Genomic DNA, 15,000 nt, shown 5'->3' with positions numbered 1-15,000 from the left:
CAAGAATAAAAAGAGAAATATGACATCATTCACAATGCAATAGATACAAAGAAAGCCGGAACTTATGAAGTGACATATCAGGTAACAGATAGTCAGGGTGCTACTGCTACAAAGACGGTTAAAGTAACTGTTAAGGCTGTACCGGTTAATCCAGATACAGATAAACCGAATACCAATAAGCCAAGTAATGATAAAGGCAGTGTAGAAACAGGCGATAGAAATAATCTTCTATTGTGGGAAGTCATGTTGATTGGTTCAAGTATCCTTCTGTTATACAGTCTGTATCGTAAAAAACGAAAAACAAATCAATAACAACTTATGAGGGTAGTTGCCTAAATACAGGCACTGTTCATGGGTCCAGGCACCTACTAGGACTCCAGAAAACAGATAGTACAGCAAATGCCAGTGCTTCTAGTGGAAATGTCGGTGGTAGGCCTGTAAGGAATTCTGAAAGGGAAAAGCCTAAGTGGGAAGATACTATTACAAATCGAATGCTGCACTGGTCATATACACCGGAGCAGAAAGAGGAAGTGAAGAAAGCACTTGCTGCAGGAGTTCCCCAAGCAACAATTCTGACTTATTTCTATCTGGAGGTTACTGTGGAGAAGATGAGTTCTTATCGGCAAAAACAATAAAAAAGAAATCGCATAGATACAGGAGCTGTGGTATACTGTGTCTATGCGAATTTATAATAGTCTTAGGACAATGTATTGGAGGTAATGCAATGGAATTTGAGCTGCTTGCAGATAGTATTAAGCAAATAAATGATAAAGCAAGTTCAGCAGCAAAAAGTGCTGTAAATCAGCTCATGACATTGCGTAATTGGGCGATTGGTTACTATATAGTTGAATATGAACAAGATGGCAGTGACAGAGCAGAATATGGTTCTCATCTTTTGAAAAATTTGGAAAAACAGATTGATCAAAAAGGAATGAATTATACGCTTTTTAAGGCTTGTAGACAATTTTATAAAGTATATCCTCAAATTGGTTCGACAGTGTCGAGCGAATTTAAATTACCGGATTTTGGAAAAAGTTCGACAGTGTCGAACGAATTTGTCACAGATCCAGATGTTTTAGTTAATAACTTGTCTTTTTCACATATTCGAGAAATTATGGTTTTAAACGATGCGTTTGAACGATTTTTTTACGAAACAGAGTGTATGAAATGTAACTGGAATGTAAGAGAACTCCGCAGACAGATAAAAACTAACCTTTATGTAAGAGCTGGCATAAGTAAAAAACCAGAGCTTTTATTGAAAAAATCTGCTGATAGTGCAAATGGAACAATGCTATCAATAAAAGACCCATTTACATTTGAATTTTTGGGACTTGATGCAAGGGATGCTGTGTCAGAATCTGATTTAGAACAAGCTCTTATGGATCATTTGCAGGAGTTTATGTTAGAACTTGGAGAGGGATTCTGTTTTGAGGCAAGACAAAAGCGAATTATAATAGATGATAAATATTATTTTATTGATCTTGTTTTTTATAATCGGCTTTTACATTGCAATGTTATTATTGAACTTAAGAATGATGAGTTCAAACATGAAGATTTGGGACAGCTTAATGCTTATGTAGGATATTATAAGAAAAATGAGATGACAGAAGGAGATAATCCACCAGTAGGAATACTACTTTGTACAGATAAAGGCTCACAGATGGTAGAATATGCATTATCGGGTATGGATAATCAATTATTTGTATCAACTTATATGCTGCATTTGCCTGATAAGAAGAAATTAGAAGAATTTATGCTAAAAGAGATAGAAGAAATGGGAATGTAACGACGAGCACTTTAGCCAATAACAGGTTAAGGTGCTTTTTTCATGCCATAAAAGGAGGTGGTTAAGGCACAACGCATCGGGGAAAGTCCTGTCTTTTTTATGTGTAAATAAACGACATAGACATAAAAGTTGACATAATCAGGCAAAGTGTATAACCTTATGTACATAAAGAAAATGATATTATGTCGAAAGAGTCTGAGGAAAATTATGAGTTCTACAATAAAACAAAATAAATATGAAATTGATATGTGCAACGGGACGATCATGGATAAGCTGATCTCGTTTTCGTTGCCGCTTATGCTGTCGGGAATTTTACAGCTTATGTTCAATGCAGTAGATATCATCGTTGTCGGAAGATTCAGTGGAAGTCAGGCTCTGGCGGCGGTCGGTTCAACCACAGCACTTATAAATGTATTTACCAATTTGTTCATAGGGATATCCCTTGGGGCAAACGTGCTTGCGGCAAGATTTTACGCTGCGGGAAAAGATAAAGAAATGTCAGAAACAGTACATACCGCGATCACGTTAGCGCTGATCAGCGGTATTATTATGGCCTTTGTCGGACTGATATGTGCAAAACCGGCGTTAGCGCTTATGGATACACCGGATGATGTAATTGATCTTTCGTCTGTATACATGCGGATTTACTTTCTGGGAATGCCGTTTTTTATGCTGTACAATTACGGCGCGGCCATACTAAGAGCGGTGGGAGATACAAAGAGACCGCTCCTTTTCCTGGTTATTTCAGGAATTGCAAATACAGGTCTAAACCTATGCTTTGTGATTATTTTCAAGCTTGGAGTTGCCGGTGTGGCAATCGGAACTGTTATCTCACAGCTGATATCCTGCGTGCTTGTGCTCCGCTGTCTGTATATGTCGGAGACAAGCTATCAGCTTAGATTTTCAAAGCTTACCATCAAGGGGGCATATGTAAAGCAGATCTTTTCGGTCGGAGTTCCGGCGGGAATTCAGAGCACAGTCATCAACTTTTCAAATGTACTGCTGCAGTCGTCAGTCAACTCGTTTGGCTCGGTTGCCATGGCGGGCTACACGTCGGCAAATAATATATTTGGCTTTCTGTATGTGACGGTGAATGCTGTAACGCAGGCGTGCATGAGTTTTACGAGCCAGAACTACGGTGTCGGAAAATGGAAACGTATGGAGAGAGTACTGATCGACTGCCTGATATTGTCATTTGCGGCAATGATGGTTCTGGGCAATGGAGCGTATTTCTTTGGTCCACAGTTGCTGCACATATATACGAGCAGCGAAGCGGTTATAAAGTGCGGAATGGAAATTCTGCTATATACGACAGTCACATATTTCCTGTGTGGATTTATGGATCTGTTTCCTGGCGCGCTTCGAGGGATGGGACATTCCGGAGTTCCGATGCTCCTCTCGATCATAGGAACGGTGGGAACCAGAATCGTGTGGATATACTGGATTTTTCCGAGACACAGATCTCTGGCGGTTCTGTTCATCTCATATCCGGCATCCTGGATCATAACCCTCGCTATGCAGATAGTATGTTATTTCTATGTGAGGAAGATGCTGTATAAGAAAATTGCAAATAAGAAATGAGTGAAAACGTATGGGGAAGCTGCCAGAGAAATGGGGCTGATCCATACGTTTTTATTTGCTGTTGTTTAAGAAGATAGAAATGTCGTATAAGAATAGGCCCATCCGAATTAAAATAAGCCATGCTTCCCCTCGCCACTGACGTGGCTCGTGAGGAGGGGCTGCATGAACGAAGTTCATATTTAATCAGCCCCGACGACCTGCCGTCTGGCGAAGGCGAGGGGGCATTACCAGAGAATGGCATGTGCCGTGTATACCGTACGGAATTATAAAATAAGCAATGCCCTCCCCTTGCCACTAACGCGGCCCTGAGGATGGCATGCGCCGTATAGATAACAAAAAAACACCAGTTGATTGTGAGCAAGCTCCCGATGACTACCACTACAAAATAAGCAATGCCCCCCTCGCTGCTAACGCAGCTCGTGGAATGGCATGCGCCATATACATAACCTCAAAAGATGATCTGAATGTGAGTAAACTCCCATCAGATCATTTTTTTCGATTATGTGCATGGCTTATTTTATAATTCCTATTGACATAGTAGGGTATAAGGGATATAATCCTATCATGTTCGTAGGAATTATAGGAATAACGGGAGAGTCACCCGATTTGTCTGGTGACAATATTTATTTTAGTGAGGCATAGAAGATCATGAGATTTAACACAGCATTATTACACAGCGCAAAGCTTGGTGATGAGAATACAGGCGCCACACTTACACCGATCTATCAATCAAGTGCATTCTATCAGCCTTCGGCGGAGCAGCATGAGAAGCTTTTCCACAACAAGGCGACGGGGTATTCTTATACGAGGATCAATAACCCGACGATAGTTGCATTTGAGGAGCGGATGACGAATCTTGAAAAGGGAGTGGGTTCGGTAGCGTGTTCTTCTGGAATGGCGGCACTCACAAATGCACTCTTAAATATAGTAGGAGCTGGCGGAGAGATAGTCTCCAGCACAGGACTCTACGGGGGAACGATAGATCTGTTTCACGATCTGGAGGCATTTGGAATCAAGACGACATTTGTGGAGATATCGGATAAGGAAGCGGTTGAGGCAGCGATAAATGAGAACACCAGAGTGATATTTGCTGAGACGATCGGCAATCCGAAGCTTGATGTGGTGGATATAAAGGCGCTTTCGGAGCTGGCACATTCACACAGGCTTCCGCTCCTAATAGACAATACAGTGGCAACTGCATATCTGGTCACACCACTGACACTTGGAGCGGATATAGTCATCAATTCCACATCCAAGTACATCAATGGCAACAGCGATGCCATAAGCGGAGTCATCACCGACAGCGGCAATTTCAAATGGGACGCAGAGCGTTATCCGCTTCTGCAGCAGTACAAGATGTTCGGAAAGTTCGCCTATATAGCAAAGCTCAGAAACGGACTTTTTAGAAATACAGGAGCCTGCATAGCTCCGCAGACGGCATTTTACAATATGCTGGGCATGGAGACATTGGGGCTTCGAATGGAGCGATGCTCACACAATGCACTTGCCCTTGCTCAGTTCCTGGAAAGTCAGGAGGGTGTAAAGGTCAACTATCCGGGACTTGAATCCAGTCCTTGGTATGACATCGCAAATGAACAGCTCCACGGTGGTTATGGTGCCATAATCACCATCAGAGTCGGCAGCAAGGAGAAGGCATTTGCGGTGATGAACAAGCTCACAATACCGCAGATAGTGTCGAACATAGGAGACACAAAGACGCTCATCGTGCATCCTGAATCAACACTGAATGCGCACAGCACAGAGCAGGAGAAGCTTGACGCCAACGTATATGATGATATGATTCGTATTAGTGTCGGAATCGAGGACGTGGAGGATCTGATAGAAGATTTCCAGAAAGCCCTTGCCGACTAATACACAAATGATTTGGAGGAACTACATATGGCAGTAGATTACGCGGCTCTGAAAAAGGGCGGATTCATGAGACAGAAGCAGAAGAATAACTTTTCTCTGAGACTTCAGGTGGTGGGAGGAAATCTTACCGCAGAGAATCTCAAGAAGATAGCAGAGGTTGCCGAGAAATACGGAGATGGACATGTACATCTCACATCGAGACAGAGTGTTGAGATCCCATTTGTCAAGCTTGACGATGTGGAAGAGGTGAAGGAGGAACTGGCAAAGGGAGGCTGTAAGCCGGGTGTGTGTGGCCCAAGAGTAAGAACAGTCACAGCGTGCCAGGGAAATCAGATCTGTCCGAGCGGCAATATAGATACTTATGACATAGCAAAGAAACTCGATGCCAGATATTACGCAAGGGAGCTTCCTCACAAGTTCAAGTTCGGTGTCACAGGATGCCAGAACAACTGTCTGAAGGCAGAGGAGAACGACGTGGGAATCAAGGGCGCAATGGTAGTAGAGTGGGATGAGCCATCATGCATCATGTGTGGCGTGTGCGTCAAGGCGTGCCGTGAGGGCGCGATCACCATGGCGGACGGCAAGATCATCCTCGATACAGACAAATGTAACTATTGCGGTCGATGCGCAAAGGCATGTCCAACAGATGCATGGAAGGGCGAGACAGGATACCTTGTCTCATTCGGAGGATTATTTGGTAACACGATCCACCGCGGCGAGGAGTTACTTCCGGTTGTTACATCTGAGGAACAGCTTTTCCGTATTACAGATGCGGCAATACAGTTCTTTGCAGACAATGCAAAGCCAAGCGAGCGTTTCCAGTTCACCCTGGAGCGTGTGGGCTTAGACAAATTCAAAGAAGTATTAAAGGAGGCTTACAATGGCTGATTATGAAATCAATGACAGAGTAGATATAACTGATGTGGTGTGCCCGATGACATTTGTCAAGGCGAAGGTAGCCATGGAGGAGCTTGAGATAGGACAGGTGCTTGCGGTTACCATGAACGACGGCGAGCCTGTACAGAACGTACCAAGAAGCTTCAAGGAGGAAGGACAGCAGATCCTGAAGCTCATCGACAACGAGAACGGTACTTATGATCTTATAGTTAAAAAACTGGAGGATTGATCAGATAAGGTAAGCCGGATGTTTCACTGCAATAATTCATACTATGCTTACATGTTCTGTCTTAACATACCTATCATGGGTCGTTTCCACTTAACTCAGTCTGCAGCGGTACTATCGCTCGCAAGCTCGCTGAGTACCGGCGACTTCGTATTCCCATGATATGGTAATGTTAAGCAGAACATGTGATAAATATATAACTCAAGCAGTGAAAACATCCGGCAGGAAAGGAGAAAATGAATGGCAGTAAGAGTTAGTGCAGAGGATTTCGATGTGAAGGTTCTTCAGTCGGAGATCCCGGCCATCGTGGAATTCTATTCGGACAGCTGCATACCATGCAAGCAGCTTTCACCTATCCTTGGCGGCATCGAGGATGACTACGAGGACAAGGTAAATGTATACAAGGTAAATGTAAACTTCGACGCAGAGCTTGCTGAGAAGTACGCAGTCATGGCATCACCAACTATACTCTTCTTCAAGGGTGGTGAGGAGGTTTCCCGCATCCGCGGTCTTGTGAAGAGAAATGCGCTGGAGGAGGAAGTTGGCAAAATATTGTAGAAATTCGTTGATAAAGTGACACAATGGAGTATTTGACTGTAGTCAATTACTTCCGGTGTACAGAAGAATGAAACTATATAATTAAAATTATAAAGTATATAATCACATTTTATGTCAGTCTGGCAACGTCGGACAGGCAAATGAATCGTCAGGAGGAAAGAAAAATGACAGTCACAATAGCAGGAAAGAAGAAAGAGATAGCAGAGAAGACAACAATAGCTCAGATCATCGTATCAGAGAACGTTGAGAATCCGGACTATGTCACAGTAACAGTCAATGATGAGTTTGTTGACTCAGATGCATTTGCAACAACAGAGCTCAAGGACGGCGATACAGTAGAGTTCCTCTACTTCATGGGAGGTGGCAGCTTCTAATGGCATTCACAAACGAACAGATGGAACGTTACTCACGTCACATCATCCTTCAGGAAGTTGGCGTGAAGGGACAGAAGAAATTGTTAAATGGCAAGGTGCTGATCATCGGTGCAGGTGGACTGGGAGCGCCAGCCGCTATGTACCTGGCAGCAGCCGGAGTAGGTACAATCGGTATCGTTGATGCCGATGAGGTAGATCTGTCAAATCTTCAGAGGCAGATCATTCACGGAACAGCAGATGTGGGCAAGGCAAAGGTCAAATCCGCAAAGGAGACCATGAACGCCATGAACCCTGATGTAAATGTGATCACATACAGAGAGTTCGTGACATCAGAGAACATCATGGATCTCATCAAGGACTATGATTTCATCATCGATGGAACAGACAACTTCCCTGCGAAATTCCTTATCAACGATGCCTGTGTTATGGCTAAGAAGCCATTTTCACATGCAGGAATCATCAGATTCAAGGGTCAGCTTATGACATATGTTCCAGATGAGGGACCATGTTACAGATGTGTATTCAAGGATCCACCTCCAAAGGATGCGGTTCCTACATGTAAGCAGGCCGGAGTCATCGGAGCAATGGGCGGTGTCATCGGAAGTCTTCAGGCTATGGAGGCAATCAAGTATCTCATTGGAGTTGGCGATCTTCTGACAGGAAGACTCCTTACATTTGACGCACTTAAGATGGAATTCCACACAGTAAAGCTCCCTCACAAGAAGGGCTGTGGATGTGCTGTATGTGGACCGAATCCAACCATCACCAAGCTCATCGACTACGAGCAGATAGAGTGTGACGGTAAGTAGAAGATCAAGGCAGGTATCTGTGTTTGAGGAATGCCTGTACGGTTGTTATTATGCCGCCCCTGATGACATATACCATATCAGGGGAATACGCGGTCGCCGGTACTTAGGTGGTGCTTTAAGCAGCACCTTAGTACCGCTGCAGACCAAGTTAAGCGAGAGCGACCCCGGATATGGTATTGTCAGTCGGGGGCGGGCATACAACAAACAATGTATCCTCAAGCACAGATCCTGTTACAGTTGATAATAAGGAGGATATGAAGTAAGATGTTGTACATGACAAAGTCTGATTACGAGAAGATACTTGCACACTGCAAGGAAGGCCTTCCAAATGAGTCCTGTGGTCTGATCGGCGGTGTCAGAGAGGGAGACAAGAAGTACATCAGGAAGGTGTATCTCCTGACAAATATTGACGCCAGCAACGAGCATTTTTCCATGGACCCGAGAGAGCAGCTTGCGGCAGTTAAGGATATGCGTGCAAATGGATACGAGCTTCTTGGCAACTTTCATTCCCATCCAGAGTCTCCATCCAGACCTTCGGAGGAGGATAAGAGACTTGCATATGATTCCAAGGTGAATTATCTGATTCTCTCCCTCATGGAGATAGACAATCCGGTACTCAAGGCCTTCAACATAGATGAGGAAAAGAATGTGACGATAGAGGAGCTTGTTATAGAATCATGATAGATAGCAGGCATTTGAAAGAACAGGGCGGGCTTTGATACCCGCCCTTGTTCTTTACGTGGGCTTGTCATAAATTTTCATTTGGAGTTACTGAAGATATGTTTTGCATAAGTATAAATCATAAGAATACACCGGCCGATGTCAGGGAGAGCTTTGCATTTTCGACAAAAGGACAGAGACAGTTCACCGAGCAGCTAAAGGCTGCGGTGGGTGGATGTGTCGTGTTGTCGACCTGCAATAGGATGGAAATATACTTTACGGATAAATGTGAGCCATGTGGGCCTTTTATAACAGGAAAAATGAGCAGCGGTGAAGCTTCCGGTGGGCGAGGTGGCCTGCTTGAACAGGTAGAAATGCTTCTGGCTAATGATAGGGATGTCCCTGTCAGCCTCATAAGAAGATATAGCATGAATTATGAGGGATTCCAGTGTATGTTACATCTGTGCAGAGTGGCGTGTGGTATGGATTCCATGGTGCTCGGCGAGGTGGAGATCATACATCAGGTGAAGAGCGCATATCTTGTGGCAAAGAAGCTTGGAGCCTGTGACGGCGAGCTGAATATAGCATTTCAGGGAGCACTTGCGGCGGCAAAGGCGGTGGCAACGGAGAGTGATGCCACGAGACTTCCGGTATCCGTCGGAACTTTGTCAGCACGGGAGGCAGTGAATTTTACAAGAAATGGCGGCATTGAAAATACGTGCAGAGATGTTCGAAGTGATGTGGTAAGCAGCAGTCAAGCTGAGAGTGTGGATGCTGAAAAGGCAAATACCGGGCATATCCTGGTCGTAGGAGCCACAGGCAAGATAGGCAGCATAGTTGTCAAGGATATTGCAGATCTTGCGCCAGATATAGAGATAACAGGCACAAGCAGAAGTCACCACAGTGCAGATAGCATATTTGACAGACATCAGCAGATCAGGATAGAGGACTACAGCAGAAGATATGAGCTGGCAGCCTGGGCGGATGTCATCATCAGTGCGACAGCAAGCCCACATTATACATTTGTCAGGGATGAGCTGGCGGAGGCTGTGAAAATGCAGCCGAAGCGGAGATTGCTCCTTGATTTGGCAATGCCAAAGGACATTGATCCTGCGGTCTCAGATGTGGACGGATGTGTGCTGCGTGACATAGACTATATCAGAACACTCTCCAGAGAGAACAATGAAAGCAGGGCAAAAACAATCACAGAGATGGAGCCGTGGCTCATATCACAGGTTGACGAGATCATGAAGAACATAGCATTTTCGAGGTTCAACAGGGAGCACGGAGACGTGATGGCGAAGCTTAAGACTATAGATGGCGCAAAGCTGGTATATAAACTCAAAGGGCAGCTTGAGTATGAGGCATTTGAGAAAATGCTGGACAGTATTGTGATTGCTGGATGTGATAACTGAATACTGCTTGTTTGCCTGAGGTTATGCAGTATCATCGGCTGACTAGGCTCTTGTCAGATGTCAGATAATTGGAACAACTTTGGGTGCTTTTTAATAGAGACTCAATAATAGAAATTAGAGGTAGTGATGTCGTATTTCCCATTTATGATAGAATTGAATAATGAGAGATGCCTGATCGCAGGAGGCGGAACTGTTGCATACAGAAAGGTGTGCAGCATGCTGGAATTTGGCGCGGTGGTCACAGTGGTGTCACCGGAGTTCTGCCCGGAGCTTTTAGAACTGGCGGAGCAGGTGAATACGCCAGACAAATACTGTGCAGCGACAAGCGATGATCGTGGTTCTGTAGAGAATTTTGCAGATTATTCTGGATGCCTAACACTTGTAAAAAGACGTGTGCAACCGCAGGATATTGACGGTGCATTTGTCGTCATAATGGCGACGGACGATGAGAAAGTCAACCACGACATGGCTGAGCTCTGCAGGAAGCAGCGCATACTGGTAAATGTGGTGGATGTGAAATCGGATTGTGGATTCTACTTTCCGGCGATCATAAAGGATAAAGAGGTCGTGATAAGCGTTTCCACCGGAGGACAGAGTCCGGTGCTTGCGGGAACGATCAAGAGAAATATAGAGAGCCATTTAGGCAGGAGTTATGGCGACATAGCGGAGCGGATGGGTGAGCTCCGGGAGCAGATCAAAGCACAGATAGACGGCGAGGAAGAGCGAAAGAAAGCATTTCAGCAAATGGTTAGGAGTCTGTTAGATGAGAGTTGAGAATGGACATGGTAAAAATAAACCGAATATTCGTAAATTTGCGGAGAATGACATGGCAGATGGATTCAATAGTGACGGTTTGGATTGCGAAAGCGGAGGACAGAAAAAAACAGTAAAAGTTGGAACCCGTGGCAGCATGCTTGCTCTTGCTCAGACTGAACTGGTGATAAAGGCGCTCAAGGAGAGATTTTCCCAGATTGATTTTCAGATGGTTACAATGAGTACCCGGGGGGATCGGGACACCAGCAGAGCGCTTCTGGAATTCGGAGGCAAAGCGGTATTTGTCGAGGAGTTCGAGGAAGCTATACTTAAAGGTGACATAGATATAGCGGTACACAGTGCCAAGGATATGCCGATGGAGATCATGGAAGGTCTTACGATATCGGGTACACTTCCGAGAGCATGTCCGCAGGACGTTCTCATATATAAGAGCGGCAGGTCATTTGACAGAAACGAGAGTTTCGTGGTGGGAACCAGCAGCCTGAGACGGCAGTACCAGATAAGAGACATGTATCCAAATGCGGTGTGCAAGAATCTGAGAGGAAATGTCGGCACCCGCATACAGAAGCTGGAAGATGGCGAATACGATGCCATCATTCTTGCAGCGGCAGGGCTTGAGCGCCTGGGAGTTATTGAAGACAAAGGCAATGACAGCACAGAATGCTTTGAAGTGCACAAGGACGAACTTACATTCAGATACATCAGCACAGAGTCCATGCTTCCGGCAGCATGTCAGGGAATCATAGCCATAGAGACACGAACCTTTGGCGAGGTATACGACATGGTGAGGGCGATAAATGATACCGAGGCATACACACAGCTCACATGCGAGCGCGCAGTCTTAAGTCGCCTGAACGCCGGCTGTCACGAACCGATAGGCGTGTACTCAGAACTTCATGGCGACCACATGAAGCTGAGTCTGATGAAGGCAGGCGCAGCGGCTTCGGACAAAGAGAAAGATGAAGAAATCCAGATACACAGAAAGACGGTAGAAGGAAACACCGCAGAATGGGAACAGCTGGTAGAGAATTTAATAAAGTAGAGTAAGTTGTTTTGCAACAGTATATTTAAAAGATAAATAAAAACATAAAATGTAGATTGTTTTGAAGTAGTATGTATTGAAGATAAAAGAAAAGTAAAGAAGTAAATTTTTTCGATGTGTAAGCCGTGTGAGTTGGATGGGTGTCTCTACGGCGGGTAGCACATAAGCGATGGAATCTTGTCGCTTCTTGCCGAGTTGTAGCCCCAAACGTCCTTATCGGGGGCGGAAACGAGTGCAGATAGAAGCAAGACAAGATGATTGAGCTGTGCGTAGCCCAGCAGGCACAAATCCAGCACACCCAGCGTATTGGAGAACAAAATGGTATATTTGATAGGCGCAGGCCCCGGCGACCCGGGACTCATCACGGTGAAGGGCCTGGAATTCATAAAACAATGCGATACAATCATATATGACAGACTCGGAACCTATCAGCTTTTGGAGATGGTGAAGCCGGACTGCCGCAGGATATACGTCGGCAAGCAGGCGGGCAGCCACTACAAGAAGCAGCCTGAGATAAACGAGATACTTGTTGAGGAAGGCCGCAAAGGCAACATGGTGGTGCGCCTCAAAGGCGGCGATCCATTTGTATTCGGAAGAGGCGGCGAGGAAGTGACCGCACTTTTAGAAGCGGGGATCCCATTTCAGGTGATACCGGGAATAACATCCGCAGTGGCGGTTCCGGAGGTGTGTGGCATACCAGTGACACACCGAGGAACGAGTAGAAGCTTTCACGTGATAACAGGACACAAGCGGGCGGACATACACAGATCTGATGAAGGTGGTTTAGATGATTACGACTACATCAGAAATCAGGAAGGGACAAGCGTGTTCCTGATGGGGCTGAACAGACTGCCACAGATCATGGAGAGACTTGTTCAGACTGGGGCGGAGGAGAATACTCCGGTCGCGGTCATTTCCAAAGGAACCATGCCAGGGCAGAGGATAGTCCGCGGCGATATACAGACAATTGCGGACAAGGTGAACGAGGCAAAGCTTGAATCTCCTGCGATCATAGTTGTGGGTGAAAATGCAGCGTTGGATTTTACAGCACCAAACAGAGGACCGCTTCAGAATGTCCACGTTGGACTTGTTGGAACGCCAAAGCTTCGCGAGAAGATGAGAGTTGCAATAGATGCACTTGGCGGCCAGTCCTACAGCATAGTGGATATGAGTGTGGAGCAGACAGAGGAGAAGAACAGGCTGCGAGTGGCTCTGGAACATATAGAAGATTACAGCTGGCTGGCATTTACCAGTCAGAACACCATAACCTTGTTTTTCAAATGGCTCAGAGAATGGAATATAGATGTCAGAAAACTGGCTCATCTGAAATTTGCGGTGGTCGGTGCTGGAACAAGAGATACGCTTAAATCTGAGGGATACATAGCGGATTATGTGCCGGGCGAGTACACCACAAGCGCCCTTGCTATGGGACTTGCAAATGTGATGAATGACGGAGAGAAACTTCTCCTTCCGAGGGCAGTCCAGGGCAGCGAGACGATGCTTGACATACTTGATCAGGGCGGTGTGGTATATGAGGAGATCCCGGTTTATGATGTGGTTGGACGCAGGATGGAGAGCATACAGTATCTGAAGGATCTGGATGTGATAACATTTGTCAGCGCATCAGGAGTCAGAGGATTTCTAGATGTTCTTGATGCAGAGAAAAAAAACTGCGGTGTGGCCAATATGTTGAATGATATAGATTCATGTGGGGATCATACGGACAATACAGACGGCAGTTTTAAAATACATGATATAATGAAGAATATCCGCATAGCGGCACTTGGAAATGTGACCGAGAAGGCTTTGGAGAGGGCTGGTTATCATGCGGATATAGTTCCGGAGGTTGGTGATATCGAGCACCTTATATCAGCCATCGGTGATTATTATTTTAGAGAAAAGAGGCAGTAACATGATAAGACTCAGAAGACTTCGTGGCAGCGAGGCCATCAGAAATATGGTTAGAGAGAACCGGGTTAACAAGGAGGATCTTGTATATCCGATGTTTGTGGCGGAGGGCACAGGGATCAAGAATCCGGTAGACTCCATGCCGGGAATATACCAGTATTCACTCGACACATTTGAGGAGGAGCTTCGCAGAGTGGCGGACGCCGGAATCAGCGCGGTTCTCCTGTTCGGCATACCGGCTCACAAGGATGAGGTGGGCAGCAGCGCGTACGACGACCAGGGAATCATGCAGAAGGCGGTCAGGAGGATAAAAGAGCTGTATCCGGACATGATAGTCATAGCGGACATTTGTCTGTGCGAGTACACATCACACGGTCACTGCGGAATTATCCATGACGGCAAGATACTCAACGATGAGACTCATCCATATCTGGGCAAGATGGCTGTATCACTTGCAAAGGCTGGCGCAGACATGGTGGCTCCGTCGGATATGATGGATGGACACACCGCATACATCAGAAAGGCACTTGACGACAACGGGCTGACGGATGTACTGATCATGGGTTACAGTGCGAAATTTGCATCTGGTTACTATGCACCATTTCGCGATGCGGCACATTCTGCACCACAGTTTGGAGACAGAAGGACATACCAGATGGATCCCGCAAATGGCAGGGAGGCTCTGAGAGAGTGCGAGGCGGATATCGCCGAGGGAGCAGACATAATCATGGTTAAGCCGGCACTTGCTTATCTGGATGTAGTCAAGGATGTGAGAAACCACACGGACTATCCGATAGCGGTGTACAATGTCAGCGGCGAGTACTCCATGGTCAAGGCAGCTGCGGCAAATGGCTGGATAGACGAGAAGAGGATCGTCATGGAGAACATGACAGCCATGAAGCGCGCCGGAGCAGGAATCATCATAACCTATCATGCCATAGACGTGGCAAAATGGTTAGAGTCGGAATCAATATGACAGAGTCATATTTGGGAATGATTCCGACGATCTGCCCCGCTCGACGGAGGAGAGAGGGGCGTTTCCAAAGAGTCGGAATCAATATGACAGAGTCATATTTGGGAATGATTCCGACGATCTGC

15 protein-coding genes, 1 pseudogene and 1 CRISPR repeat array (1 of these 17 only partly in view) are annotated in these 15,000 nt (G+C 45.7%); all 16 genes and pseudogenes read left to right on the top strand.

Annotated elements, in window-relative coordinates; all coding sequences use genetic code 11:
* Positions 1–24: a CRISPR direct-repeat array (repeat unit 36 nt); it reaches 671 nt to the left of the window's first position.
* Complete coding sequence (locus DXD11_RS14970) at positions 25–312, top strand: immunoglobulin-like domain-containing protein (protein ID WP_118758476.1); 288 nt, start codon at positions 25–27, stop codon at positions 310–312.
* 101 nt (positions 313–413) lie between these two features.
* A pseudogene (locus DXD11_RS14905) lies at positions 414–635 on the top strand (VirD4-like conjugal transfer protein, CD1115 family); the annotation flags it as partial.
* 89 nt (positions 636–724) lie between these two features.
* A complete protein-coding gene (locus DXD11_RS11900; RefSeq protein ID WP_158579440.1) occupies positions 725–1,786 on the top strand; it encodes a PDDEXK nuclease domain-containing protein in 1,062 nt (353 codons plus the stop codon).
* A gap of 207 nt (positions 1,787–1,993) precedes the next feature.
* Positions 1,994–3,367, top strand: coding sequence for an MATE family efflux transporter (locus DXD11_RS11895; protein ID WP_118758475.1), 1,374 nt, complete (start codon positions 1,994–1,996; stop codon positions 3,365–3,367).
* A gap of 648 nt (positions 3,368–4,015) precedes the next feature.
* Positions 4,016–5,239: an O-acetylhomoserine aminocarboxypropyltransferase/cysteine synthase family protein gene (locus DXD11_RS11890; RefSeq protein WP_117550367.1), complete on the top strand. Its 1,224-nt coding sequence runs from the start codon at positions 4,016–4,018 to the stop codon at positions 5,237–5,239.
* Between the two features lie 27 nt (positions 5,240–5,266).
* Positions 5,267–6,127, top strand: a complete 861-nt coding sequence (locus DXD11_RS11885) for a 4Fe-4S binding protein (protein WP_004851725.1) — start codon at positions 5,267–5,269, stop codon at positions 6,125–6,127.
* Positions 6,120–6,365: a sulfurtransferase TusA family protein gene (locus DXD11_RS11880; protein WP_015534730.1), complete on the top strand. Its 246-nt coding sequence runs from the start codon at positions 6,120–6,122 to the stop codon at positions 6,363–6,365. The genes DXD11_RS11885 and DXD11_RS11880 overlap by 8 nt, the downstream gene beginning before the upstream one ends.
* A 237-nt stretch (positions 6,366–6,602) precedes the next feature.
* Positions 6,603–6,920, top strand: a complete 318-nt coding sequence (locus DXD11_RS11875; protein ID WP_118758474.1) for a thioredoxin family protein — start codon at positions 6,603–6,605, stop codon at positions 6,918–6,920.
* Between the two features lie 164 nt (positions 6,921–7,084).
* Positions 7,085–7,294 (top strand): sulfur carrier protein ThiS, encoded by a 210-nt coding sequence (gene thiS / locus DXD11_RS11870; RefSeq protein WP_015534732.1) that lies wholly within the window; start codon positions 7,085–7,087, stop codon positions 7,292–7,294.
* Positions 7,294–8,103, top strand: a complete 810-nt coding sequence (gene thiF, locus DXD11_RS11865) for a thiazole biosynthesis adenylyltransferase ThiF (RefSeq protein ID WP_055145456.1) — start codon at positions 7,294–7,296, stop codon at positions 8,101–8,103. The genes thiS and thiF overlap by 1 nt, the downstream gene beginning before the upstream one ends.
* Before the next feature lie 264 nt (positions 8,104–8,367).
* Positions 8,368–8,784, top strand: a complete 417-nt coding sequence (locus DXD11_RS11860) for a M67 family metallopeptidase (protein ID WP_004851714.1) — start codon at positions 8,368–8,370, stop codon at positions 8,782–8,784.
* A gap of 98 nt (positions 8,785–8,882) precedes the next feature.
* Positions 8,883–10,178 (top strand): hypothetical protein, encoded by a 1,296-nt coding sequence (locus DXD11_RS11855; protein ID WP_118758473.1) that lies wholly within the window; start codon positions 8,883–8,885, stop codon positions 10,176–10,178.
* A gap of 126 nt (positions 10,179–10,304) precedes the next feature.
* Positions 10,305–10,952 carry a precorrin-2 dehydrogenase/sirohydrochlorin ferrochelatase family protein gene (locus DXD11_RS11850; protein WP_243105859.1) on the top strand — a complete coding sequence of 216 codons (648 nt, stop codon included), beginning with the start codon at positions 10,305–10,307 and terminating at the stop codon, positions 10,950–10,952.
* Complete coding sequence (hemC, locus tag DXD11_RS11845) at positions 10,942–11,994, top strand: hydroxymethylbilane synthase (RefSeq protein WP_118758472.1); 1,053 nt, start codon at positions 10,942–10,944, stop codon at positions 11,992–11,994. The genes DXD11_RS11850 and hemC overlap by 11 nt, the downstream gene beginning before the upstream one ends.
* 318 nt (positions 11,995–12,312) lie before the next feature.
* Entirely contained in the window at positions 12,313–13,905 is a 1,593-nt protein-coding gene (cobA, locus tag DXD11_RS11840; protein ID WP_118758471.1) for a uroporphyrinogen-III C-methyltransferase, read from the top strand.
* A gap of 1 nt (position 13,906) precedes the next feature.
* The gene (gene hemB, locus DXD11_RS11835) at positions 13,907–14,878 is read left to right on the top strand and encodes a porphobilinogen synthase (protein WP_118758470.1); all 972 of its coding nucleotides are present in this window, start codon (positions 13,907–13,909) and stop codon (positions 14,876–14,878) included.
* Positions 14,879–15,000 lie beyond the last annotated feature (122 nt).

The sequence above is a fragment of the Coprococcus sp. TF11-13 genome (assembly GCF_003481085.1).
In the GTDB taxonomy this organism is placed as follows: Bacteria; Bacillota; Clostridia; order Lachnospirales; family Lachnospiraceae; genus Coprococcus; species Coprococcus aceti.
The sequence above is the reverse complement of the archived record's forward strand: the minus strand, read 5'-3'. Positions and strand labels throughout refer to the sequence as shown.

Bases quoted from the DNA above. Each gene is read 5' to 3' on its own strand.
- DXD11_RS11900 (WP_158579440.1), top strand. From the start codon at position 725: ATGGAATTTGAGCTGCTTGCAGATAGTATTAAGCAAATAAATGATAAA.
- DXD11_RS11895 (WP_118758475.1), top strand. From the start codon at position 1,994: ATGAGTTCTACAATAAAACAAAATAAATATGAAATTGATATGTGCAAC.
- DXD11_RS11890 (WP_117550367.1), top strand. From the start codon at position 4,016: ATGAGATTTAACACAGCATTATTACACAGCGCAAAGCTTGGTGATGAG.
- DXD11_RS11885 (WP_004851725.1), top strand. From the start codon at position 5,267: ATGGCAGTAGATTACGCGGCTCTGAAAAAGGGCGGATTCATGAGACAG.
- DXD11_RS11880 (WP_015534730.1), top strand. From the start codon at position 6,120: ATGGCTGATTATGAAATCAATGACAGAGTAGATATAACTGATGTGGTG.
- DXD11_RS11875 (WP_118758474.1), top strand. From the start codon at position 6,603: ATGGCAGTAAGAGTTAGTGCAGAGGATTTCGATGTGAAGGTTCTTCAG.
- thiS (WP_015534732.1), top strand. From the start codon at position 7,085: ATGACAGTCACAATAGCAGGAAAGAAGAAAGAGATAGCAGAGAAGACA.
- thiF (WP_055145456.1), top strand. From the start codon at position 7,294: ATGGCATTCACAAACGAACAGATGGAACGTTACTCACGTCACATCATC.
- DXD11_RS11860 (WP_004851714.1), top strand. From the start codon at position 8,368: ATGTTGTACATGACAAAGTCTGATTACGAGAAGATACTTGCACACTGC.
- DXD11_RS11855 (WP_118758473.1), top strand. From the start codon at position 8,883: ATGTTTTGCATAAGTATAAATCATAAGAATACACCGGCCGATGTCAGG.
- DXD11_RS11850 (WP_243105859.1), top strand. From the start codon at position 10,305: ATGTCGTATTTCCCATTTATGATAGAATTGAATAATGAGAGATGCCTG.
- hemC (WP_118758472.1), top strand. From the start codon at position 10,942: ATGAGAGTTGAGAATGGACATGGTAAAAATAAACCGAATATTCGTAAA.
- cobA (WP_118758471.1), top strand. From the start codon at position 12,313: ATGGTATATTTGATAGGCGCAGGCCCCGGCGACCCGGGACTCATCACG.
- hemB (WP_118758470.1), top strand. From the start codon at position 13,907: ATGATAAGACTCAGAAGACTTCGTGGCAGCGAGGCCATCAGAAATATG.